This is a genomic window from Psychrobacter sp. AOP7-B1-25 (assembly GCF_052376195.1).
Classification (GTDB): Bacteria; Pseudomonadota; Gammaproteobacteria; order Pseudomonadales; family Moraxellaceae; genus Psychrobacter.
In genome coordinates, this window is the sequence record NZ_JBQSVK010000007.1 from 125520 (window position 1) to 152157 (window position 26638).

13 protein-coding genes and 1 pseudogene are annotated in these 26638 nt (G+C 43.2%); 5 read left to right on the forward strand and 9 right to left on the reverse strand.

Features of this window, described 5'->3' with window-relative positions; genetic code table 11:
* Nucleotides 1-2: 2 nt before the first annotated feature.
* From ACT3QR_RS08040 to ACT3QR_RS08065, 6 genes are all read right to left on the reverse strand, one after another.
* Nucleotides 3-2270: a hypothetical protein gene (locus tag ACT3QR_RS08040; RefSeq protein WP_444520825.1), complete on the reverse strand. Its 2268-nt coding sequence runs from the start codon at nt 2268-2270 to the stop codon at nt 3-5.
* Nucleotides 2267-9952, reverse strand: coding sequence for a HEAT repeat domain-containing protein (locus ACT3QR_RS08045; protein ID WP_444520826.1), 7686 nt, complete (start codon nt 9950-9952; stop codon nt 2267-2269). The genes ACT3QR_RS08040 and ACT3QR_RS08045 overlap by 4 nt, the downstream gene beginning before the upstream one ends.
* Nucleotides 9953-10057: 105 nt before the next feature.
* The gene (locus ACT3QR_RS08050) at nt 10058-13483 is read right to left on the reverse strand and encodes a BRCT domain-containing protein (protein ID WP_444520827.1); all 3426 of its coding nucleotides are present in this window, start codon (nt 13481-13483) and stop codon (nt 10058-10060) included.
* A gap of 569 nt (nt 13484-14052) precedes the next feature.
* Nucleotides 14053-14793 (reverse strand): peptidase, encoded by a 741-nt coding sequence (locus ACT3QR_RS08055; protein ID WP_444520828.1) that lies wholly within the window; start codon nt 14791-14793, stop codon nt 14053-14055.
* Nucleotides 14794-14829: 36 nt separating this feature from the next.
* Nucleotides 14830-15615, reverse strand: coding sequence for a transglutaminase family protein (locus ACT3QR_RS08060; protein WP_444520829.1), 786 nt, complete (start codon nt 15613-15615; stop codon nt 14830-14832).
* A gap of 185 nt (nt 15616-15800) precedes the next feature.
* Entirely contained in the window at nt 15801-18143 is a 2343-nt protein-coding gene (locus ACT3QR_RS08065; RefSeq protein WP_444520830.1) for a circularly permuted type 2 ATP-grasp protein, read from the reverse strand.
* Between the two features lie 230 nt (nt 18144-18373).
* Here ACT3QR_RS08065 and ACT3QR_RS08070 point away from each other — a divergent pair, with 230 nt between their 5' ends.
* A complete protein-coding gene (locus ACT3QR_RS08070) occupies nt 18374-19012 on the forward strand; it encodes a GDSL-type esterase/lipase family protein (protein WP_444520831.1) in 639 nt (212 codons plus the stop codon).
* Between the two features lie 176 nt (nt 19013-19188).
* On the opposite strand, the gene ACT3QR_RS08075 is transcribed toward ACT3QR_RS08070, so the two are convergent.
* Both ACT3QR_RS08075 and ACT3QR_RS08080 read right to left on the reverse strand, forming a co-directional pair.
* Nucleotides 19189-20283: a DUF2855 family protein gene (locus ACT3QR_RS08075; protein WP_444520832.1), complete on the reverse strand. Its 1095-nt coding sequence runs from the start codon at nt 20281-20283 to the stop codon at nt 19189-19191.
* A gap of 31 nt (nt 20284-20314) precedes the next feature.
* The gene (locus tag ACT3QR_RS08080; RefSeq protein ID WP_444520833.1) at nt 20315-21754 is read right to left on the reverse strand and encodes an NAD(P)-binding protein; all 1440 of its coding nucleotides are present in this window, start codon (nt 21752-21754) and stop codon (nt 20315-20317) included.
* A gap of 118 nt (nt 21755-21872) precedes the next feature.
* On the opposite strand from ACT3QR_RS08080, the gene ACT3QR_RS08085 reads away from it, so the two are divergent.
* From ACT3QR_RS08085 to rhuM, 3 genes and pseudogenes are all read left to right on the forward strand, one after another.
* A complete protein-coding gene (locus ACT3QR_RS08085) occupies nt 21873-22445 on the forward strand; it encodes a TetR/AcrR family transcriptional regulator (protein WP_444520834.1) in 573 nt (190 codons plus the stop codon).
* A 90-nt stretch (nt 22446-22535) separates the two neighbouring features.
* Nucleotides 22536-23279, forward strand: a complete 744-nt coding sequence (locus ACT3QR_RS08090; RefSeq protein ID WP_444520835.1) for a zinc-dependent peptidase — start codon at nt 22536-22538, stop codon at nt 23277-23279.
* 97 nt (nt 23280-23376) lie between these two features.
* Nucleotides 23377-24345: pseudogene (rhuM, locus tag ACT3QR_RS08095) on the forward strand (RhuM family protein).
* A gap of 183 nt (nt 24346-24528) precedes the next feature.
* On the opposite strand, the gene ACT3QR_RS08100 reads toward rhuM, so the two are convergent.
* Complete coding sequence (locus ACT3QR_RS08100; RefSeq protein ID WP_444520836.1) at nt 24529-25200, reverse strand: hypothetical protein; 672 nt, start codon at nt 25198-25200, stop codon at nt 24529-24531.
* 203 nt (nt 25201-25403) lie between these two features.
* Between ACT3QR_RS08100 and ACT3QR_RS08105 the strand changes: the two genes are divergently transcribed.
* A complete protein-coding gene (locus ACT3QR_RS08105; protein ID WP_444520837.1) occupies nt 25404-25913 on the forward strand; it encodes a hypothetical protein in 510 nt (169 codons plus the stop codon).
* The last annotated feature ends 725 nt before the right edge of the window (nt 25914-26638 follow it).

The following is a 26638-nucleotide window of genomic DNA, read 5'->3' on the forward strand; positions in this document are numbered from 1 at the left end:
CATTACATCCCTTGGTTTTCGATAAAGCCTTTGGCTTCAAATCTGGCAATATGTTGTAAAAAAGCGGATTTGGCTTGAGCAGGTTGATTAAACGCCAGTTGTTGGCGCGTATCTTTGCCACCTATTGTTTGTTCGATGGTGATTTTCTTATGAGCAATAGTGATGTAAACATAAGCAATAGAACTCTCTTGCGCTGCTAAATCCTGCGCCTTACCATTTCCATTCGTATGTGGATGAGCAGCTGGTTGAGCTAGGGCAGTCAAATCAAGCGTCGCTGCAGAAGGTAATGCCATAAGCGAGCTGTTGTCTGTTTTTATTTTTGCACTTTCTTGTACGTTTGCTTGAGTATTCTTAGTCTTATTAAGACGCTTGCTTGGCACGCGTTTACTCAAGACTCGAGTATCATGCCAGCTATCATTGCTTGTGTTATTAGGGTCGTACTGGTTGTATCTAAGGCGTAGCGCGATAAGATGTGCACACACGCCATGAGTAAGACGATGTTGCAAGTACTGCGGGCAGCTACACTCCGCTTTGGTCACCAGTCCTTCGTCGCCTAATTGCAGCTGGCTGTGATAAGTACGCCTGTCTTCCTCGACATGGATATCTGCACGGATAGTGATACCTTTGACAGCGACAGTCTCAACTGTGAATTTCTGCACAGTATCTGTACGGCCAATCAAATCAAAAGCCTGCTTTTCTGCTTCGTTGTGATAAGCGAACTGCGCCATTTCAAGCGGCATTTGAGTCAAAGGCCGGTAATGGTACAGCTGTGTCGCCATCTCAAAGCGAATCAATCCTTGCTGCGTACCTGATAGTAACCATTGCTGCACTTGTGAGTGAGAAACAGGCGCAGATTTCAATAAAGCATCTGCTGACAGCGACTTTACCAAATCGTCTAAAGTACTAGGGGTGCTCGCCAGTGTTTTAATTAATACAGCCAAGCCATTATTGTCATCGTTACTATCGTTACTATCGTTACTATCGTTACTATCGTTACTATCGTTATGGCTGTCTGAAAGGTTTTCTTCACTAGCAGCTAATGTATTATGTAGTGGGCGCTTAGGTAGCAATAAATCAAAGTTTAATGACTGTGACCAATTGGCTTGGCTAAAGCCGGTCATAGAAAAGGTAAAATGAAAGCCTTTGCCTTTTAGCGTCCAGTAGCTTGGCATACCTTGACCCAATAGTGATACGGACACGCTATCAGTATGTGGTAATAGGCGTTTTAATAAGCTAAGACGCCTGCGGCCCCACAAGCGAATTAGTTTTGCTTGTTGCCCTTGGTAGGGTTTTTGCTGTTGACTCACTTGGCTAGTAACGGTGATATCAAAAGGCTCTAGTATAATCATTGGCAGCTGCTGAGGCCTGAGCTCGATGAGTAGACCGCGGCGCTTACCTTTGATATCAGCATGCATACGTAGCTCAAACAATACGTTATACAATGCGATTGGATCAAGATGAATAGTATCTTGTGGTAATTGGCCTGCAGACTGTACTTGTAACAGCGCTCTAATCCAACTTTTGGGTACATTGATACGTTTTTCTATGATCTGCTCTTTTACGCTAGGGTTGGCTACATCGCTATCAGTATCTACTGCGTCCGTTTCTGGTATGGTTTCGAGTAGCTGTAAGCCGACCGCTTCATGACCAATGTCTAATATCGTTTGTTGATGGTCGCGAATTTTTTCAATACCGTTAAATAGAGCCGTGCTGTAATCAATGCTTGTGGTACCAATGGTAGGTTTGGTACTTTGCTCAAAAATCTCATTGGTCAATGTCAATTGAGCATAGCAGCCTTCATCACGGCTAAATACCTCAAAGCTAACGCCTTGCTCGTGCACCTGAATAATCGGATCTAAAATACAAAAGGCGAGTGGGTCGTTATCGAATAGCCACGTGAAATAATCACGTTGTGCGGTAAATAGGTTTTTATTGCTACTAGCACGGCGCATCTGCATAAATACCGTATATGCTGAGCGGTCTTTTGGCACATAACGGTAGTCACTACTCACCACATCAAACAATGCTAGCAAACTGTCACGAAAAACAAGAGGAGACTTGACCTTACCGTGGAAGTCAACGTCAGATCGATTCAGCTGAGCAAATAGTGCTACATGCTGAGTGTGCTTGCTCGTTTGCGCATCGGTTTGACTGATTTGACTGATTTGACTGGGTGCAGCGTAGTCTAACTGCATCATCAAGCCATCAGTGTTTGCTACTGCTTCTGACTTTGTTTCTGACGCTTGGTCCAATTGGTTATCTATAGTCATTGACTGTCTCCTTCACCCTGATTGCTTTTTTGACTGCTGTCCTGACTATTTTGTGTTACTTGGGTCGAGCTAGGTTGCGACTCTGTATTGCCAGATGATAATGGACGCTTTTGTTGCGCTCGTACCATGGCACGCTGCCAGCGACGCATTACTTTATAAGCAAGCTTTTGAATATCTGCATTTTCATGCGTCATGAGTGTCGTCAGCCACTGCTCGATATTTGGATCATGTAGCTGTCCAAGCGCCTCGATGGCACGGATACGAACGGTCATCTCCATGTTGTCATTACTCACACAATGATAAAGTGCATCGGCATCTTTTGCTCTGACCCACTGTAGTAGCTGCTGATTGATTGGCATCTCGGTAGACGAGCTCTTATTTTTCAGCGCATTTTTTACCACAGTTATTATGGATTTTTGGGTAGATATACCGCTTTGTTCAATACGAGTAAGCAACGTTTCTAGCAAGGTTTGATTGTCATAAGTGAGCTGCGATTGAGTTGCTGTCGATACAGCGCTCAACGTCGCTACGATACCTGACAGCATCTTATCTTCAGCGACAGGTCTGGCCAGTAATGCTAGCAGTGCTTGCTGCCACCAATCACTGACGGTAGTGGACAGTAATGGAATAGAGGTGGTAGTCAATGGTTGACGCGCTTTATTGAGCCAATCAAGCATTACTGAGATCTGCTTAACCGCCACTTTATCGACAGCTCCTTTGGCAGTTTTGATGGTCACATGACGCATGATTAGCCAAACCAGTTGTTTGATAGTGTCACCCACTTGTTCAACCATCTCGATCCACTGGTTGTTGCTGATAGTAGTCGGACTGCGGTTGATGGTATCGATCAGCGTATGCCATTGCTCGCTAGCGGTTTCAAAACGCTGCTGCAACGTCGCCACCATCTCTTTGTCTAGATAGCTGGTTGGGTACTGAGTCAGATAGCACAGTCCAATATGCTGTGTCAGTGTGTTGTTACTAGTAATCAATGCGGTAAGCTGTGATGTTGGCATATCTTGCTTGGCCATAATGGCATTTTGCAGTGCCATCAAAGTATCGGCTGGCAAGTGCGCACCATGCTGCGTGATAAATGTTGCCAGCTCATCGATGCTGCTATTATCAATGATACGCTTTAGGCTCAAACGCTCCGTCTCTTCTACAAAGGTATCATTATGGCTTTGGATAGCTGCCCAATCATAAGGATAAATCTGTGACGCCAGACTGCCCCAAGTTTTCTGTGCCGCAGTATAAGCCACCATGAGCACATCACGATCTAGATTGTTTTGCTTTAAGATATCTAAAATTAATGTTTTATTGGCATCGCTATCATTCATCTGCAGTAGCCATACCGCATGCCTTTGTGGACGGAAGAATATGGCTTTATCGATATGAATGCGTATATAGCTGCGTATTTGTTCCCAAGCAGGCGTTGTGTTGAGCCAGCGCAGTCCATTTAACCAATGGACAATGGCGGGATTGGTGAAATGGATTGCGGGGTCTGACAAGTGCGATTTTAATAGCTCAAAAATATGCGGACTATGCTCAAACTCACCACCTTGTGCAAGGCGACCCAAAGCTTCACTAGCCACGTCTTGCAGGTAGTGCTCATCGTCTTCGGCCAGTTTGATTAACTTATCATAGGCTTTGTACAAGGTATGAACCTGTAAGTTTTTATCAGCATTGTTCACAGGCGCTTTGGCATTAGGCGAGTTAGCATTTTGATTGTTATTGCTGCCTAGTAGCTCGCCAATGGCTAACACACTGCAGCTGCGGAACTCAGCATCAGGATTATAATCGATCGTGGCCATCAAGATGTTGACCCCATCAGCATGACCGCATTTAGCGAGCCCTTCAGCCGCGGCAAATTGTACGTCGGCGTCTTTATTGCGTAGGGCGTTTTGTAATGAAGCAATGCTGCCGTGACGTCTTTTGGCTCGATATGCCAGTGCTTCAACCAACTTAAAGGTATGGTTGGCTGGCATTTGCTCGTAGGCGAGTGCCAAAGCGGTATCAATGCGTGAGGATAGATCGCTGTCGTCCGACTTCACCCATGCAAGTGATGGCAATAGCTGTGTGGCAAGCTCATAATCATTATGATTCATAAGCGTGATAAACAGCGACAGTAGCACTTGCGGGTCTCTTGGGTGCTGGCGTTGTAACCAACGTGTGTCTTCACGCTCCTCCAAATAATCCTCAATTTTTTGATCGTAACCGCTTATTTTTAAGAGAGTAGTAAATAAATATTTACGTTCTTCTTTATTTTTTTCTGGCGTGTGCTCAAACAGATTTTCTAAACGCTGCAGCAAGGGTTCAACCAATTTTTTGTTACGCAGGTCAGCAATATCCCAATAAATAATCTGTTTAGGTTTTTTGTTGTGAGGGTCATCAAGTAAGGCAAATAATCGAAAGTGCGCCGCATTGGCAACCTGTTCAGCAGTGGTGATATCAAAGTCACTATCAAAGCTGCTCTCTAAACGCCCTTCTAAAGTACTCTTATTGAGGTATTGGTGTGATATGAGTGCATCAGACAGTAGCTTCGAGCTACGATATTTTTCTCCACTGGTCCGAGCATCTTCAGCAAAATCAAATAAGTGGTCAAATAGCATGCTATCTGCAAACAGTACGTCATAAAATTCGACCAGTTGCTCCAGTGCTTGATACTTAGCACTCCAGTCATCACTCTTGATGGCCTGCAGCAAAAACGTCAGTTTGTCTTGACGTTGCACTGATGGCGATTGACTGTTTGCAAAGGGTGTGACGATGACTTGTTTCCACTCAGCAACGATTTGAGGCAGCAGCGACTGACAATAGGTCTGTAGCCCAAGTAAGCTGGCTGGCAGATGACCTAAGCGACTTTTAAGCAGATGATAGGTCTCTTCTGCTAAGGTTTGATTATTGGTTTTTAATAAATCAATGAGTTGCTGATTGGCACTGCTGCTGACGTTACTTGTATCTGATTTTTCACTCTGCTGCTGTACAACATCGTCCTTTGTGATATCTAACAATAAACCCAAGCCGCGTTTTACCATATCACGGTAGGGCGTACTCATGGCATAGTCGGCCAGCTTTTTGGCAGGCATGTTCAGCTTATACAAGCACTCCCATGCCAACTCACGAGTATCAAAACTACTGTGGTTTAGTAGTGGCAACAACACGCGACTGGTACTGTCTTGCCAGTCTTCATCGCTATTAGTATCTAACTCCGGTGATTGAGTGGCCAGCCACATCAATCCTCGTATGGCTTGGTCCGTGGTGCTACTATCAGCATAATAGTCATCGCCTGCACGTATGACACCAATCCAAGCACCAAAGGCAAGAGACTGATATGGATAATGCACTTCGAAACAGTCTTGTGAGTCAGTAGAAGAGTCACCTGCATCCTGAATGGAGGCTGATACGGGGTGAGCACTTAATAATGCCTGCAGACCACGCTGCCACTTCTGCAACGTCTCAAAAACATCGTCTTCGTCGTCATAATACTCATAAGAGAATAGTTCAGAGAAGTGACAGATGACACTGATGGTTTGCGCACGCACTAGTGGTTGCTGGTGTTGACTGAGTCTGGCCAGTTGTTGTAGTTTTTCGGTACTGACGGTTGCCAGAATACTTGCTCGGATAGAGGCCGTATTATAGGTTTTTCCTTTAACATCACCTTTGTTTGCCGTGTTTGGCATAGCATCTGCCATCATTGTGATGACTTCAGAGTGAGCCGATAAAATACCGCCTAATTGATGTGATAAGTAATCACTCAAATACTGCCATGCTGACGATAGTGCTTGCTGGTTACTACGTTGTTGCACGTCATTTGGGTAACGAGCGAGCATATTGGCATAGACTACCGCCGTGTCATTATCCGCAAAACTTAGCGCTTCTATCAGTCGATTAGGCTTAGCAGCAGTCGCTGTAGGGGTTTGCAGGCTATCTTGCAAGTCAGTGAATATCAATAGCAGTCTGACTGCTACTGCATAAGACTCTGACTCAAATAAAGGCTGTAATTGCCGTGCATGTGTAATACCTAAGCCATACTGTGCTTGTAGCCAATGAGTCGGCGTCATCGGTGAAACTAAGTTGCTGATATTGTCTGTGCCGTTTCTCTTATGAGTGAGAAAGTGCTGCCCGTGAGCATCACCTAAAATAGCCAAACCCAAACTGGCGGATTGGCTGATAATGTCGCGCTCATCTTTTTGCCATTTAACTAGCAGATCAATATCGTTTACAGTCACTATGAGCGTGAGTGTTGGAGCAAATGATTTAAAATCGGCGTCAGGGTGGTTTAAATATTTATCGTACCAGTTAAGCGCGTTGTATGTTGAGGGATAAGCTAGCTTTGATAAGCCAAATAATGCTTGACCTACGTGACTGTGCCACTGAGTATATGCTTCACTTTTTTTACCTTGAGAAGGCATTGGCAACTCTAGGTAGTGCTTAAAGACTCGGTATGCTTGGTCGTCACTCCGCTTTGCCTGTTCTTCATCAGCATATAAGCGCGATTGGCTGGCCAGTAGTTGCGCGACTGTCAGTTGAATATCAGGATAAGGGCTATTTAGGGCTGCGGTAATCAACTCCTCATGATGGTTGTCTTTGTCATCGACACGACTATCATCTAAGTTGTTGTCCTCTAGACTACTGTTATTAGCTAAAATATTAAGCTGTAAATCTGTCAGAGCCAAAGCAACCGTCAATGCTTGCTTGCGCAGCTCAACACTGTCATCAGCCAACATAGCAACGAGCGCTGGCATCAGTTGTGTCAACTGAGTCGTACTTGCCCTGGCTTGTACTGTGGTTAGAGCTTTATGCTTGGTATCTGCATAAGGGCTGGCAAGCGCGTTTAGCATCACATCAGCAACCCCTAGATGCTTGCTCTGTTTCAATGCAATCTCAAACGCTTGCTGACGAATGGCGGCAAACGTATCTGCAAAAAACAAAGTCAAGACAGCTTGATTGGTCTTTTGACTATTAGTTTCTTCAGTGTTATTGGCTTTATTCGTTTTATGTTTCGATGTCATTGCTAGCAACAGTTGTTGCCATTCTTCTATCGCCACTTGATGTACATCTTCAAACAGGCTTTGCTGCAATAGCTTGATAATGTCAACGATAGCGCTGTCAGAAGTGTTTTTAGATGACTGCTTAAATTGGCGGTTTAATAGAACTTTAACCACTTCTAGTCGAATACTAGTAAAAGGGTTGTTTAAGGCTTGGAGCAGTATGTCTGTCATCTCTGACGACATCTGAGCGCTTTTATCACTGCTCTTTGAGCTGTCTGGTGTGACATGCTTTAAAAACAGTGCCAATGATTGCTCATGAATATCTTGATGTTTAGACGCAAAACCTGTGGCCGCCCAAGACAATACACTATCTGCCAACTTACCATAAGCTTGCATGGCGACTTGACGCACGCCAGCGTCCTTATCATCCAGTAATGTCGGTAGGACTGCTTTGGCGTCGTCTATGTCTAAATGACCGAGTGCATTTGCGACACCAGCACGAATGATGGCACTATCCTCATGGCTTATCAGACTAATTAAAGTGCCAAATGCTCGTTTTTCTTGTAGGCAAGCCAGCGCATAGGCTGCCCGAAAGCTAATATCTTCGTGACTATTGCTTAAGCTTTGTAATAAAGGCTCTAACGTCTCATTGCTGAGCTTTACCGCCTCAGCAGCAGATTTTTTAGATTTTGTTGGCTTAGTCTTCTTGCTCTTAGATTTCTGAGTGTTCTCTGCTTGCGAGATAAAATCTTGCGTGGATAAGGTTAAACGGATTGCCTCATCGGATTCTGATGGTTTGGCATTCTTCTCCTTTGCCGCTGTACTATCAGCATTGTCTAGCAGCGTACCTCGCAACAAGCGGAAGTCATCAAAATCCGTCAGGGTGCGTAATGTTTGTGTGTCACCTTGCTGTTTTAGTGCCTTTATCAATTTAGGCTGAGACAGCAACGAGACGTAAAATGCCGTTTGCCTAATTTCTGTATCACGATGATTTTGTAGTAGCATCAGCTGACGCGATACTTCAAGATGGCTGAGCATATTGCGTTGATACAAGCGAATAAGTCCTGCTTGAACAATGTCTGATTGACTGCACTCTAATGCCATCAAATCTGCTTGAGGACTGTCATCTGGTAACAGTGTCTCAAGAGACGCCAATGCTTGTTTGCGGATGTTGGCAAAACTGTGTGACAGCGCATCTCGCAAAATAGGTAAGATTCGGCGCTGGCTTGAGGCATCTTGCATGGCCACTTTTAGGTACCCTTGCAACGCAGAAGCTATCACCTCTTCGTAGTAACGGTTTTTAAACGCCTCTTCCAAGTATCTAAGCGGACGGGCGGTAGAGTCGGCTCGGTCTGCCAATGCATGAAATGCCGCAAGACGTAATTTTGCACTGTGCGCCGAGCTTAGTTGCTGCTCTAAAACGTGTGCCGTCTTATCAAGATTCGTCGTAGCGACCCACTGTACCAATTGCAATGCTTGGTTGGCTGTGAGTGTGTCGCTATCATCAAGTAATTTTTTGACCAGATCTAACGTTTGATTGTCTGCTTGTACCTGTAGCAGCGCCAAGCCTTCTTTAAACGCAACATCGCTATTGTTTGAGGTATCAGAGAGTAGCTGTTTAATTCTGTGGTAGCCGTCTTTTATGATATAAGTGACTGGCAGTAGCTTGCTATTTGATGCATTGCTCTGAGTGATGTCTATTGGTATAAAACGTAAGCTTTGGTCAAGACCTACTACTATGATGGCCGGCTTGTCAGCATAGCTTGCGACAGTAATCTGCTGCGGCTTAACCAAATCTTCTTTACAACTGTTTGGCTGACCTTTATCAAATGCCCATGATTTGACGATTTTGTCATCTGCGGTAGTAAACAGTCGAGTATCTGACACACAAAGCGACTTGATCATCTCGCTGTGCTGGCTTGACTTGGCTCTATCAACAGGATGTAGATCGCCTTGAACATGAGTGCGGTACAAGTATTTGTCCGCACCTGCTGAGAAGAAATACTGACCAACTGGCTCAAAACAAAGCGCTGTTACTTTACCTTGATGGAGCTGTTTACGGCTGCTTAAGCTAAGTTTTACTTCATCTGAGGCCCATTGATAGCTACTAACATCTCCCGATTGATCTGCCACAACTAGCCATGATCCGTCGTTTGACGTTGCTAGTGCTGTCAATACAGAGTCTTTATTTGATGTTGCTATAGCAGATGCATAAGGCTCAATGATAGCAGTACTACTGGTCTTACTGTTTTGATAAGGCCATACCACGATGTGTTTCGGATATAAAATAGCCAAGGCATCTTGTAGTGATGCCATTGCGACGGCACGGCCTATCTCACTATCACTATTTTTAAGTGTATCAAGTAAGGATTTGGCACTGGTCTTTTTAACTTTTTTGGCTTGCCAGTCTGTTTGGTAAAGATGACCATCATCACCTATCATAACAATAGTGCTGTCATTTGTTTGGCTAATGGCTTGCATCGCACAAGGTAATGCAGTCGTCGATAAGCTAAATTGCTCACCTTGTTGATCGAGGATGTACAAAACAGGCGCCGATGTCTGGGTTTGCTGCTGGCGAGTAATAAAAAGACTGCGCCCATCCTGTTTGGTTGTTTTTTGAGTTGCCACTTGGGTGCTATTGGCTTTACTGACTAAGCCAATAATTTGACCCCAATAGGGGAGTGTTATTGTTTTCATGGTGTTATCTCAGTTGAGGTGACGTCATATTTTTTTGAGTATCTTTTTTTGGCTATAAAAGCTTACTAGTATTTACCTATATTTGTTATCTGTCCGCCAAAGCCGTTAAGCAGAGGCAGCTGTCTGTAGATTGTTGGATAGCTCAGGATAGCGATGCAACAATCGTGTGACGGCAACCAAACACGCGTGACGCTCCATCTTGCCTGCTGAGTGCGTAAAGGTGAATAGTGTCGGCATAATGAGCGCCGCAAAGGTACTATCAGCCAATGCCACATCACGAAAAGTCTCAATCAATGCCAGTTTGGCACGACTCGCAGATATAGGTTTTAGCGTAATATTGCTATCTATATCAGCTGTCTCCGTACTTTTATCTGAATAGCGTTGTTGTTTATTGCTGGCACTGGTATTGGGTTCTTGTGACCCGCCCAAACGACCAGGCGGCAGCTCAAATAGTCCGCGGCGTAGCAGCATTAATAACTGATCGATTTCTGCAGGTAAGTTTTCTGCTGTTTTTACTGGCTGATCTTCTATGACTGGTTGAGTGTTGCTGTCTTTATCTTGTACAACCTCTTTATCGCTACTGTTTGGTTGCCAGTTTGGAGACACGTGACGCGATTTGTAATGTTTCCATAGCATGGTCACGGCAGCATAACGTACTTCACGGTCTGTGCTTTGAGTCAGTTGATATAAAGACTGCACTTCTTGGAAGTGAGCGTGACGCTGTAGAAGCGTGATACCGATTTGGCGAGCGACTCGCGCTTTGCTTTCAATCAAAGCATTTAACATATCGGCATTCAATTGTGTTGGCTGGATGTGGTAACGGCGATTGGTAACGGAAGGTTCATCTAAAAGCGCACGTTTCAACAGCTCAGTGACCTCAGTATAAGGCGACTCAGCTATCATGAGCCATAGATCTGGCGTTGGTTGCCACGTCGCCATCTCATACTCGCTCAGTAATAAGCCAAAATCTCGCAGCTGGCTGTTACGCTGTTGTAATAAAGGAATGACGCGCTCAGCGTCGAAGAACGAAGAAGGGATAACCGCATCAGGATCAACAGGTCTGTCTGTCAACGCCATACAAATATGTTCATGGTGATGACTTAGGTAGCTGATCGCAAGCTCACTGATAGGCGCAGTAGCATCATCTGTTGCCATGTGCCACAGAGCATTGGCACCTGCAAAAATATCATCTTCGGACACTTCTCGTGATTGACCGCTTAGCATTTGTAAAAACGCTGTTTCAGAGATAATTTTTAGTGCCGCACCATCAGCGATCAAACCTTCAGCTTTCAGCTGTTTACTGCCTTTACGGCCATTACCATATAGCGGTGATCCATCATCACCAATGACCAAATAATCTAGCTTGCCATTGACGGCGCTACTAATAGCACCATTAGCTGCTTTCACGACTTTTTCGGCCTCGCCACGTGTCATACTTTGCATCTTGCCCGTGAACAAATACCGTTGACCGGATAAATCTACTTCGGTAGCAACATCTGCATCACTACTCGAGCCTGTAGTGCTATCACTAGAAGCGTTGTCAGTAGAGCTACCTTCACTACTGTCATTATCGAGATATGCGACAAAATCGGCAGGCAAGAAACCTTTGTTAATACGCTCAATCGCAAATTCACGATAGAGTGCTTGCTCACTATGTGCTAGCGTCATAAGCCAGTCGAAACCTAGATCTATCGGCGCAAAACGGCGTACATCAGACAGCCAATCTCGCGCATTTTCTGCTAAGTATTCATCAAATTCTAATTGCTTTTGCCAATTCTTGATAGGTTCAGAAGTAGGGGGTAAACCTTGATTATCAGTACTACTTATAAGATTGATAATACTAGTGGACTTTAATAGTTCAATATATTCAGCTACTTGCCAATCAGGCTCATAAGCAAGCGCATGCCAATAGCTCATATCAAGCGCTGCGGCTGATAGCACATCTTCATCAATCCAGTCGATAACAGTAGATTGTGACAATGGATGTAATAACAGCAGTTGCCATACTGAAGCATTTATTTGACTCAAATCCAAACGCCTAAGCTGATCTAACGCAAAGTGCATGCAGTAACTGTCATCATGAGCAGAGAAGTCGTATGCTGCTGATATATCTAGTTGCTGGGCGACGCGAATAAAGTATTCAGCTCCTAATTCTTTGGCACTATAAAGCTCAGGTAGTTTTTTTATGGCAAACTTAACACTATACCGTCTGCTGCTAGTCAACCGTTCAAAAAACCACTCAGGAGTTAAGTCGCGTCTCGTAAAATGCTTACTGAGTTGTTTGCTAGCGGTTTGATGGTGATGCTCTGTGTCTAGTAGCTGCCCCCAACCATTGACACCAATATCTGCAATAGGGTCACGACTTAAGATACTGTTGATTGCAAAAATTCTAACAGGCTCATAATCTGACATCGCCAGTAGCATCAGCTCAGTGAGTGATAATTCTTGGGCATAGCTTTTGGCATAGCCAATCGCGTATTGATAGGCGGCAGGATAGTGTGAATGAAGTAGTTGTAGTACGACTTGATGTAAGCCCAATGTCTGGAACTTAGACTTTTCAAAATTAGGTGAGTTTTCTAGTAACCAGACAATCATTTCATCACGCGCTTTACTATGCGCCTTACCAGCCGATAGATATTGCAGCGTGTCACTACTTACATCACGTAATTGGGTTTTAAAGTCATGCTTTAGACTATCGGTTGCAAACTGTCTGACGGCCTCATTTTTTGCGATAGCCAGTAGTTGAATAAGTGGTTCAGGATCTCGTTGCCACGCCTCAGAAAACGCACGACCTTTTGCATCAAATAGCTTACGAGGGGAGCGACTGCTAAATCGATTGACGCCATAATCTAGGCTATTGTGGAAGCAAATGTGATTGAGGACCCAGCTGCTCGTTTGCTCGGTACTGCCAGCTGTCATGGTTTCGTCATAGCTGGCGAGTACACAGACAGCGGCATCAATATAGCCAATCGGCATCTGCTGCCCCAGTTGGCGCAAATATCGCCATGCTCTAAGGCTCATATACGTTTTGGTAGCGAAGCTAACATTGGAATTGGGTGTCTGATCAAACCGTTGTAAATCAATCTTGGCGACTATTTGTCCAAAAATCTCATAATCTTGAGAAAATTCAGCCTGCTTATAAATACGTTTTAAACCTTTCCACACACCGTAGTTGACTGGTAACTCACTGATAGCTTGTTTTAAAATGGCTCTAGAGTACGCGCTACCATCTTCCCACAGCGCAGTCAGTATCAAATGGATTTTGTAACGGTCAGGTAAGAGGTAGATGCCTTCGTCTGCTTCGAGTTTGGCAATCATCGCCACACGCTCTGCAAACTGTATTTCGGGGTTTTTCTCCCGAAACTGATGACTTAGAATCTTGTCTAAAAAGCGATCAAACGTCAATTCGCGTTCGGGGATGGGTGTCTCGGGAATCGCATCAGCTTGAGTTGCCAATGTACATAATTTATCGACCAAACTTGGATCTTGGGCTTGCCAAGCTTGCTGAATTTGTGAAAATGACAGACTCATAGAAACTTGCCTTAATTTTTATTTTGTCAGTGCTCGTAATTTTGTAGCACTATAAAAGCGCGTTTCAAAGAAAATATCAAGGACTTTTGTCAGTAAACATATGGGTTGCGACATATAACGTCGCGCTTGATTTTTTTTGCAATTATACATTGACAATAATAACTATTATGAGGCAAACTTAACGGGTTGTGAGATTTAGCGTTTCACCGTTTACGGTGAGGGGCGACGTTGCGTCGTCCACGAGTCAAGCCATTACATTTTACCCAAGGAAGACTGTTTCAGTCCTGCTAATACCTAGAAAAAGGCCCTAGTGTCATTAGCTCGCTGGCGCAATCACGCAATCGTGATTGAGCTAATGCACTAGGGCCTTTTTCTAGGTGCAGTCCAGTGAGTCTTCCATGTACCAGGTCATGAGGTAGATTACACAACAATTGAGTGTGACATTATTATAATGACATTCAAGGCCTTTAAATCAAAACCGGGGTTAGACTGTTTATGCAGTCTAACCCCGGTTTTTTATTGATGAATTAATAAAATGCATTCCTAAATAATATCTGAAAACAAAAAATCTATATCCAATACCCATCAGGACATTTAGGTAATTCGACCAAAATACGACGTAGCTCTTCTGACCATTGACGACGAATGCTATTGAAGTATGCATCACTCTCATCAATACGTCGGCCAGTAGGCAGGGTTAGGCTATCATTGGTATAGAGTACAAAGTCTATTGGCATACCTACTGACAAGTTAGATTGGATGGTTGAATCAAATGACAGCATCAACGCACGTGCGGCATGCTTCACATCCGTATTGTAGCTGACAGAACGATCTAGAATGGGTTTGCCATACTTGCTTTCACCCAATTGAAAAAACGGTGTATCTTCAGTGGCTTTGATACAGTTGCCTTCAGGATAAATCATGTATAACTCAGGTGGGTGCCCTTTAATCTGACCACCTAGCATAAAAGAGCTAGTAAACGCGCCATCAACATCAGTATTCGCGACTGCTTTAGCATGATTCATAATGTCACGCATACATTCGCCAACCATTTGGGCGGCATCAAATAAAGTCGATACCGTGTTGAGGTTACTCTCAAGACGCTGATCAATATCATTTTGCAGTTTGTTAAATACCGCTTGCGATGTGGCTAGACTACCAGCGGTCTGCAATACCATAAAGCGTTCACCCTCAACGCCATATTGATAAAGCTTTCTAAAGGTTGAAATATGGTCAACGCCAGCATTGGTGCGAGTGTCACTAGCGAAAACCATCCCTTCTTTAAGACAAATAGCAGCACAATAAGTCATAACAGATCCTTGTTGAAGACAAGCATAAGAAATAGCTTATGATAGCCTTGAAACTAACACTTGACTGTAAAGATTTTCGTAACCACCACCCATACGTATACCGCGTACAGGGGCAGTATCTAAATAGTCTCGACCAATAGCAACGTAGACGTGAGAGCTTGGTTGAAACAGCTGATTTGAAATGTCAAAGGTGTACCAGTAACCGTCTAACCAAACCTCTGCCCAGGCGTGGCTTGCCATATGGTTTTCGGTTTCATCATATAGATAGCCTGACACATAGCGTGCTGGAATATGCTGGTCACGTAAACAGCCTAAAAATACATGGGTATGGTCTTGGCACACGCCCGCGCTTGTCGCAAAAGACTCAGTGGCGGTTGTACCTACATGAGTCACATCTTTCACAAAAGGCATTTTCATGATAAGGGCGTTGGCCATCGCTTTTAAGCTATCATGGGTGATTTTTTTTAGATAAGGCGCCGCAAACTCGCGCATCTCTTGTGAACATTTTGTCAATGGTGTTTGTACGGTAAACAGCAGATAGGGGACATGATCCATATCCTCTAGACGTTGAGTTTCTGTATCAATCTCCACGATACCTGATGCTTGCATTTGCAAATTATTATGCGCCTCATTACGGCTTAGCGTGAGCCAGTCATTACCAAAGCCATCTTTTTGATTGGTCGCCACTTTAGGGAGCATCACCTCCCATTGATGAATGATTTGATGCGGCATCTGCATGGGAGTCATGCGTATATACTGAACACTGCGCTGTGCAAGTTCGCCGTAATAATAGTTGGTTTGATGGCTGATTCGAAGTTTCATGATAGCTTCCTATTTTTCTGTTTATTTCATATGTATAGTCAATCCCATATAAATCGGATGTAGCGTCAGTCCTCTTAGTCTACTATTGGCAGTACTGTTACCTGCCTTCCTAGCATCCCTAGCATCCCTAGCATCCGGATTATCTTGAATCGACTGTATCATTATTACTTATAATCATCTTTCGACTAGACACCTTGACGCAAAATGATATTAAACTCTTTACTAATCAGCTCAAAATCACTAAATTTCTTCGATCTAATCATCTGATTAGCCAGACGTGTCAGCTCACGCCATCGCGTATTCTCTGGTAATTCATTGATCCAGTACTTAAATTCAAGACTGATTTCTATTGAGTCCTCTTCCAATAGCACAGCCCGCTCAAGCTGCTCAAAATGACGCCCTAATTGCCAAAAGCAAGTCACTGTCGGATGCTCTTGTTTCATAGCGGCGTTACACGCATGTAGCTGCAAGGTCGCTGCCCGATAGGTGCCAGCGCTTGAAAGCCGCTTAATCAAGTTATATAACTCAGCGGTATCTTTGCCAATGACGCCTTTGGCCTCTTGCACATTGTCATCTATAGATTGAACGATGTTAGGTATGATATTTCGCTCCAAATCAGACAGCATCTGTGCTTTCATAGTCTTAAACGATTCATCCACATCCGCGTCAAACCCTAAATGACTGATTAAGTGCTTAAGCTGTGATTTTTTGAGATCGTCTTTCACCAGTTTTTTCATGACATCATCATAGTAATACAGACGCTCGCTATATCGGCCTAGCCATATTAAATAACTGGCAGTGGAAAGTAGTAAGATCATTGGTGCGTCATCTAGCATCTCATAGCCTGCTTCTAGAGGCTGTACACGATCATAATAGTTGGCGTGATCTGAGGTGTTAGCATCTGATGATAAAGGCAAGCATTTGCCAGCCTGACCGTTGCAGTTTGGTTTTTTAGTCGAAGACTGCATGTGACTGTCATCAACGACCCACGTGTCCTTAATACCGCCACCTTGAGACGAATTGACGACTAAGGATCCTTCAACCATGGCTACACGAGTCAAACCACCTGGCACAATATCTACTGAACCATCACCGTGACTGAGAACAAAAGGACGCAAATCAATGTGGCGCGGTGCGATGCCATCGCTGACAGCGGTAGGGTTGGTAGATAACGAGATAGTCGGTTGGGCAATGAAACCAGCTGGATTTTCAAGTAGGCGCAGACGATACTCCTCAATCTCCTTTTTGGTGGATGTCGGACCGATAAGCATACCGTAGCCACCTGAGCCTTGGGTTTCTTTTACGACCAGCTTATCTAAATTATCAAGTACATATTTGAGCTCATCAGGCTTACGGCATTGATAGGTTTCTATATTGGGTAGAATAGGCTCTTCATCTAGATAGAATTTAATCATATCTGGTACAAAGGGATATAGGCTCTTATCATCAGCTACGCCTGTACCTGGCGCATTCACGATAACGACGTAACCAGCACGGTAAGCGCTCATCAGACCTGAGACACCCAATATCGATTCAGACTGAAAGGCTAGCGGATCGATATAGGGGTCATCAATGCGTCGGTAGATCACATCAACTTGTACTTTGCCACGAATACCTTGCATGTAGACTTTACTGTCCTCAACTACCAAATCATAACCATGTACTAGAGGTACATTCATCTCGTGTGCTAAAAATGCATGTTCATAGTAGGCGCTATTAAAGCGACCAGGCGTTAAGATAACGATTTGTGGATCATATTTGGACGTCGAGCTAGCAAGACAGGCTTTGAGACGATTGGGGTAATCACTGATTTCCATAATAGTAGTGTCAGAAAACATATCAGACAAGAGTGTCTCGGATATTTTACGGCTCTCAAGCATGTATGAGACACCTGACGGGGTGCGTAGATTATCCTCTAACACACAGAACTTGCCAGACTCATCACGGATCAAATCAATACCGCTTATGTGTGAGTAGATTGGTTTATCCAATTCGATACCCATCATCCAAGGCTCATAGCAGCCGCTGGCATAAACATAGCCGGCAGGCACGATGTCAGCCTTCATGATTGCTTGGTCATGGTAGATATCGTGCAAGAATGCATTGAGAGCGGTAATGCGCTGCTTGCAACCAGCTTCTATCTGTCGCCACTCACTGGCAGCGATAATGCGAGGAATGATATCAAACGGTATCATTCGCTCGATGTTTTTGGCATCGCTATAGACGGTAAAGGTGACGCCTTTACGATAAAAGATGTTTTCGGCTTGTTCGTTTAGATAGTTGAGGGCATCCATGTTGATATTATCAAGCCAGTTGCCAACGGTTTGTGCCACTGGGCGATACTGACCTTTGCTGATCTGTAGTTCATCAAAACTTTGTGGGTTCTTTTCTAGTTTTTCTAAAGTATCTTTGACCGTAGTGGCATTGGGCGCTTTGATGGATTGACTCTGGATTTGGGCTGGATGGTCAGCGTTTTCTTTGTTTTGAACGTTATCGGTAGACTGGCTTTGAGATGCTGTTTTATTCATAAATACCTCACGTATCCTTGGTAAAGTTATACTTTATGATGAATACACTGTCTATGCTAAGCCGTGTAGCAGTGGTATTGCGCTGAACAGGTAATCTATCCCCTCTATTCACTATACAACGTATACTTATTAATATACAACAAAAGTTAGATAATGAGTTTTAAGCAATATCAACTTATTAATACAAATAGGTTTATCTCAATTAATCGGAGTATAGGAGTGGAATACATATGCATCTAGGTGATAGGTTTTTAGCGCTGGCAAGCATAGGACTTGCCGCTACTGTTGGTATGACAGGCTGTGGTAGTGAGCCGATACAGACTGCCTTACCTGAAGGTAGTACGGTGGTCGCTCTCGGTGACTCATTGACCTATGGTTATGGCGCAAATGATGAAACAGCGTATCCTACAGTGCTAGCAGAGCTAAGCAAATGGAATGTCGTCAATGCAGGAGTCAATGGCGACACTTCTGCAGACGTGTTGTATAGAGTAAATAAGGTTGTTCAGCATAACCCTGATCTGGTATTACTCGGTGTAGGTGGTAATGATGTACTACAACGCATTGCGCCTGATACCACTCGTGCCAATATCATCGCGACTATAGACACCTTACAATTCAAAAATATTGATGTTGTTCTGATCGCGGAGCCGCATCTCAGTACCAGCGCCTTGTTTGGCAAAGCCAGTGATAATCCACTATATAAAGACATTGCGGAATCTGAAGGCGTACCGCTGTATTCTGACGGCTGGTCAACAGTGCTGTCAGATGATGCACTAAAATCTGATAAAATTCATGCCAATGCTGCAGGCTACAGACAGTTCGCTGAAGGGCTGCATAACTATCTAAAAGACGAAGGATGGGTGCATTAAACCGCAATTTAAACGACAGCTTCTAAGCTTAAGAGTTATGAGTAGGGCGTCTGTCTTCAGTCGATATATAATGCACAAAAAAGCAGAGAACTTATTGACTAGGCTCTCTGCTTTTTATTTTACTGATGCTTAATAAGTAACAGTTTTATAGGGAGATGTTTATAGTTTAGTCATTTTTATTCATTGTCACTCATAACTACTACCAAACCTTCATCAGCAGCTATTTTGCCTTCGCAGATGTCTTTATAAACCTTTAGCAAGCCATTAACCCCATCAAGTTCTTGGATTTTTAACCACTCACTAGTTTTTGCGGTGCTATTCATGATGTAGCGCATAGAGCGTTTATTGAACGCTTCAGGACCCCATTCTTTCATACGTTTCTGTACATGACTGGGTGCAAAAAACTGCTTGCTACGTTCTTGGATAATACCTTCGGCATGACGTGGTTCGTCCCAGTGCGTAAGACCGACATTACTGGTGTAGCGCATGTTATCACCTAAGTGTCTATGTAGACGACTAAGCACATCAGTGTTGGCTGACATATCTACGATGACTGTCGGCTTGGTCGCATCAATCTGCTCAAGCGTGTCATAGCTAAGCACACTGTCATAGGCATTGATTGACTTAACAAAATCTATATTACGGTTTGAAGTGAGACCGATAACGTGCGGTGCGTCTCTATCATCAGCGAGGCCATATGCCAAACCTGTACTGGTCTTGCTCGATGCACTGATAATCACCACTTGCTCTGCACCAAACCAGTTATTACTCTTCAATAGATCATATAAGCAGAATGAGGTCAGATGCAAGACGAACAATAGCATGCGCTGATTGTCATTGGCGCGGTCATAGCCTTGTTCATGATTAACGCGCTGATATAAATTATAGCCAGGTGGTAGCTCGGCACGATGGGCACTGCCATCTAGCAAGCTGGTTTGCGTAACTCGCTTGGGTGTTATGATTAATTCATTGGCGGGCGGGAAGTAACCAAATAGGCGCTCACCGATAGGTAGTGCATCGCTATTGGACTCAATAACATCGCCAAAGCCCCATACTGGAATAATGCCCCATTTTTCAGGCTCGTCGCCATTGGGCGGGAAAAACTGCCAATAGCGTAATTGGTCACCCATGACGGCATAAGTAATATTATTCGCAGTAAAAGCAAAGCGATCAACTTTGACACGTACTTCGCCATCACCGAGAGTGTGTAGCGGAGTCTCTTGTAGGCGAGCCTGAGTAAGGTTTACTTTGTGGGTTTGAAATTCTTGCATAGTAGCTTCCTTGGCAGTTGTTCTTTTCTTTTTAGGTATTAGAGGTGCTGGCTTGACGTGCTGCCGTCATTTGCATGATTTCACCCATGAGCTTGGGCATGTTTGCAGCGGCTTTTGGTCCTGCTTCTTTTAGACGTTTAAGGATAGCCAGCTCTTCAGTTGGCGTATCTTCGCTGACACGTACCAATTTAGTGAAGCCATCTAAGCGATTGTTGATCATCCACTCACGTAGTAAAGGCTCTTTTGACCAACGCATTTGATTCTGCATTTGTTTAACGAGCCCAACCAAAAAGTCCGTATCATGATTTGGGATTGGCACCACTTGGCATAACTCATTTTTGATGGTTTCATCGTCATAATTGGCTTCAATGTGGGCGATAAATGCGGCACTGAATACCGGCTGATAGGTACGTATGGTTTGCACCACCACGGTATCACCTTTGAACACATCGTACGTCTCTGTCACTGGTACCGCTCGTGCTGAGCAATCGATATGCATCGTGTTAGGAGTGGTAGCGATGCTGTCATCGCCAAAATAAATCCTGTCTGTATCTAAGCGAGTTATGCGACCTTTGCGCACAATGTTTTTAACCCTACGCAACTGCGTAAGCTCTTCACTGCTAATGGTAGCGCCATGGAACATTTGCGGGCGTACATTTGGATCAATACGCATTAATACGCCACCTTTTTCTAAACGATAAAAAAGGTCTTCGATGTTTTCAGCCTCAGCAATCGCTTCTGCCTGAGTAGCCTGCGCCCCTATAGTATGTACAAAAAAATCATGAGAAGGCTGGGTGTTCTTACGATCGATCAGCCAAGCGTCTCTTGGCATAATCCACGTAATATGATCTGGGTCAATTTGGTTCTCTAATAGCCATAAAATTGCGTCAATACCTGTTTTTCCGCCGCCGATGATGACGTAACCATCACGAGGTTTGCTCATACTTGGTAAGTCATTTAATGGGCCAAACTTAACACCGTCTGCAATCTCAAAGTTTGGGGTATGCGTCGCTGGTACTGAGGTTTTGAAATAAGTGCCATCGATGATTTTTTTATTGACCTTAACCTTATAGCTGGTATCAGACAGCAACGATGAAAACTTACCGTCGCCTTTGTACTCACACATAGGGAAATACTTCACACGGCCACTTGGTAAAAACGTGTGCTTCATGACTTTATCAAAGTACGCCATAATTTCTGCACCTGACGCCAACTCAGACAAACCTTTATTTAGACCAATCTTATCAATCGTACCGCCGCAAAGCTCACGCGAGCTCACGCCATAAAAAGATGATGGTTGATGTAAGGTGACAAATGAATAAGCGTCGTTCCAATGACCACCTGGCTTATGATGCTTATCGACGATGATAATGTTGGCATCTGTCTCTGTGAGCAGCACATCGGCAAAAGCCATACCTACTGCGCCACTACCAATAATTAAATAATCCGTTTCTAGCTGTTGAATACTCATAGCGTCCTTACTCTTAAGTTAAATTTTACCAACACAATCAATCCATAATCGTTTGTTTATAACAGTGTTATATACTAGAATAACGCTGTTATAATTGTCAAGACATAGTGAGAACCTAATGGATGTTAGAACCAAAATACTAAACGCAGCATCTGAGCTTTTCTTAGAAGGGGGCGGCGATGCCTTAAGTGTACGCGCTATATCCAAGCGGGCAGGACTGTCCACTATCGGTATATACAGTCATTTCCAAGGTAAACAAGGCATACTAGATGCGCTATATATTGAAGGGTTTAATCTTGTCCGTGAAGCCATGGATGTCATTCCGGAGGGTAAGGCAAGTAAAGAGCAAGTGCTAGAAGCGTGTCTAGGGTATCTCAAGGTAGGCGAGAAACATGAAGCGCATTATCGGCTGATTTTTGGGGAGTCTGATGCAGGATATCAGCCCTCTGAAGAAGCTATCGCTGCAAGAGATAGCGCGTTTTCCAAGTTAGTTCGAGTGGCGGGTTCTTATCTACCAGAAGATGCTAGCATGACGGAACGTCGGCAAATAGCATTAGATATCTGGGCAATCGTGCATGGGTATGTCAGTATCAGTCACCATGTGGTGTTCACCGATGAGTTGGAGCTAGATTGGAAGACGATGGCACTTCGTGTGGTTGAAGTGCAGTTGGATGCTATCAAGCCTGTTTAATAACGATATTGGTGTATTGCTGGCAGGTAAGTACATGCTAGGCTGAGTTATTTCAATGTCGTGAGATATAAGACTCGAGGAGATAAAGGTATGTTTGGCATCATAAAAGACTGGCAGGAGCAGCGTATACTGGACAATAGTGAATTTACTCAGGCTGATTGGCAACAGGCAGCCAAACGTATCGTCATATTGGATCGATTAAATACCGATGAAATGTCACATCTGTTTGATTTAGCAACGCTATTTTTGGCTGATAAATCCATCACTGGTGCACAAGGTTTTGAGATTACCGATGCTGTCAGACAATCGATTGCACTGCAAGCGTGTTTGCCGATCTTAAACTTAGGCCTTGAGTGGTATGCTGGCTGGTCATCGATTATTATTTATCTCGGCTCGTACAAAAGTGACAGCACCACGGTAGATGAGTTTGGTATCGTCCACGAAGGCAGTCAACACCGTAGTGGGGAAGCATGGTTGCGAGGGCCTGTTGTTCTTTCATGGAAAGATGCCAAGCACTCAGGTGAGCGTGATGGGCACAATGTCGTCATTCATGAGTTTGTCCATAAGCTTGATATGATGAATGGTCGTGCCAACGGCTTTCCGCCGATGCAACCTAATATGAATCCTGAAAACTGGACACAGATCATGAGCCGCGATTTCGAAGACTTTCAAACACATCGCAAATCGGGTTTAGACCGCTATGGTGCAACCAATCCTGCGGAGTTTTTTGCTGTTCTCAGCGAGGTGTTTTTTGAAACGCCACAAAAACTGGTAGATGCTTATCCAGATATTTATGACATTATGGTAAAGTTCTTTCGTCAGACACCGTTATGAGTGATACTTATAGAGATGGTGAAAGTAAGCTGTATTTAAGACAGCATAAGTATATTAGAATTGGGAAGCTGCGGTGATTAACGCGATAAATGACGACATGGCAACAGTAGAGATCTATGAAAGTGCTGATGGAAAGGCGCAAGTAGATGTGCGCTTTGAGCAAGAGACAGTTTGGCTGTCACAAGCACAAATGACTGAGTTGTTTGGCCGTGATCAATCAGTGATTTCTCGCCATATTAATAACGCCATAAACGATGAATAAATCGTTGAAAAAAGCAATATGCAAAAAATGCATATTGCAAATTCAGATCGTCCAGTAACCTTTTATGACCTAGATGTGGTTATATCAGTAGGCTATCGCATCAAATCTCCTCAGGGCGTGCAGTTTAGACGTTGGGCAACGCAGCGTCTGCGTGAGTACTTGGTACAAGGTTATACGCTCAATCAACAGCGCTTCGATAAAAACTCAAGCGAGCTACAACAAGCGTTAAATTTAATCAATAAAACTGCGCAAAGCCCCGAGCTTAAAACTGATGAAGGACGTGGACTGGTTGAGATTATCAGTCGTTATACGCAGACGTTTTTATGGTTACAGCGCTATGATGAAGGTTTGCTCGATAGTCCTGTAGGACAAGATGGTGGCATACTACCCAGTACGACTGAGGCGATGGCAGCGCTGACAAATTTGAAAGCGCAGCTGATAAATAGAGGTGAGGCGACTGAATTATTCGCTAAGCCTCGTGGTGATGGCTTGGACAGCGTATTGGGCAACTTGGAGCAAACGGTCTTTGGTGAGCCTGCGTATCCGACTATCGAGAGTAAAGCGGCACATCTACTGTATTTTATGGTAAAAAACCATCCCTTTACTGATGGTAATAAACGCAGCGGTGCTTTTTTGTTCGTAGATTTTTTACACCGTAACCATCGACTGTTAAATGACAAAGGTGACATGGTCATTAATAATACCGGGCTTGCAGCATTAACTTTACTGGTCGCGGAATCTGACCCTAGTCAAAAAGAAACTTTGATCAAATTGATTATGAATATGTTGTCGTTAGAGGGCTGATACACAATATTATTATTAAAAACCATATCAACAGCCGTATCAAAAACCATGCAACCTGATATAAAAAACAAGTTGCAAAATATATAATTATATTTGAATATATACTGTATTTACAATCAGATAGAGCAGGCTGCCCGTTAAAAACCAGCTTACAAACTTGTCAGTTAATCACTTTTATACGCTCTAAATCGTCCATTGGTCGTTAATGATTGCTACGAGATAATGTTTACCTTGATATTCATCAAATACTAAACGTATCGCACGCCAATCCATTCCATCATATTCTTCGCTACCGTTACTATAAAACTCAACAAAATCAGAATTTTTATATATTTTATTTAAGTTATTGATACTATTGCCTATAGATTGGCTGTTATTAAAGCTTATCGTAGAATTATCATTAAATACGCTCGCATTGACCCAAGTATCCAAATAAGTAGGTAATGGCATGACTAATGGATCACCTGTGCCGTCTTTTTCGCCCCAAGTAAATTGAATATTTGACTGCTGTAAGTATTGTGTAAATTGATCTCGACTAAAAACTTTATCTGTCTCAGGCCGTACATAAGCATACATCGAAAAACGAACGCCGCGTGTAGGATGAATGTCGTTGGTAATACTGGCATAGTCGCCATTGGCCAGTGCTTGCTGAATGTGTAACGCTTGCTGTCTAAGGATTTGCTGACTGATATCAGTATTACTAGATGTTGATGAACTGCTGGTTGGTTGAGATACAATAGCTTCACTGGATTCAGGGGTAGACTGACAACCCGTAGCAGCCAGAGCGAATAAAACAAGGCTGCTAGAAGCTAATGTCGTAGATTTTTTCTTCAAAAAAACAGGCAATGTCATCATAAAATGATCCTTAGCACGGTTATTAGCGAAAAATATGTCACTATAAATGGTTACGCGCAGATATAAGAAAATACCATAAAAGCGCTATGTAATCGATATTTGGGCAAGTTAGCCTGAATAATACGATAATATAGCAAAGTCCTAATATAGGTATGATGTAATAGACCATAACACTTATAGGATAAAAGCTCGCAGAGAATAAGATGCCAACATATAAATCGCTGATATTACTATTGACGATAAAACTGATGACTATCGGTAACGCTATAGCGGATGTATCAAAAGCAGATCAGAAACAAAGCAATATGGCTGATATAAAGATTGCGACCATCACAAAAATGTACCAACAGGATATTGATGATCAAGGTATGAGTAATCCTATAGTACTGCAAAAATATGCAGGTGCTGACTTACAAGCGACCATGCAACTTGAACAAGCGTATTTTGATAAAACTCAGACGTCCTGCAATATAGATTACGATGTACTTTGGAACTCGCAAGATCCTGACTATACGCAAGATAAAAAGTTTTCAATAACTGAGCAAGGTTTGGTTTGGGTTAACTTGGCACAAGGTGGCGATATTTATTATGAGTTATCATGTGATGATCGTGATAAAAATAATATTGATAATATTGATTGCCGAGTATCAGATGTAATTTTAGATCAGAACGACAAAACTTTGCGTGAGCATTTACTTAATAATTGTCGCTAGTAGAGATCTATAACTAAGATTAAATTTGAGTTAAGGTATAAAAATAAAATGCTATAAATGGCTTTATGCTCAACTATCAAAACCGCTGGTTTGTTTTCGTATAATGTATATTATGTTAAATAAAGTCTATAATCAGTACCCGATGATAAGTTTATGGATTTATGTTTATATCATGGACAATTAATCAGTTTAGTTGATAGCTGTTCAAATGTGATATACGTGTCAACTCTAAGTAGTTGCACTTGTCACTCTGGTAAATATTAACTGAGTCTACTTTATCAATTATGTATAAAATCCTTTTTGGAGTTTAATCTAGTTGTACTCAGAATTGGTACATTATTTTGTATAGTTGATCACCTCTTTCAATCTCAAGTTATAGGATCTATGTAAGCCAAACTATTTGATGAGTTGATTCTACGTGTCACCATCATACTGGCTACATCTATCATAATATCTAATCAGCACTTTATCCAATCCCTCATTATTATCTGCTATCTTTTTAACGGCTTCAGCTTTGAATGCTCCACTATAGGTTCTGATTTTCTTATTCATAATAAACTGCTCATTGAGTCGTTAGTTTACCAAGGTTGGTTCTACAGTTTTTTTCAGCATAGCTCAAGCGTGGGCTGGTAGATGTGCCATGTGGATCTCCTTGGTATCAGTCATCCTGACTGACGAATAGTGATTGATACGTCATTCGGCCTAACAAATCGTTGACTTTATTA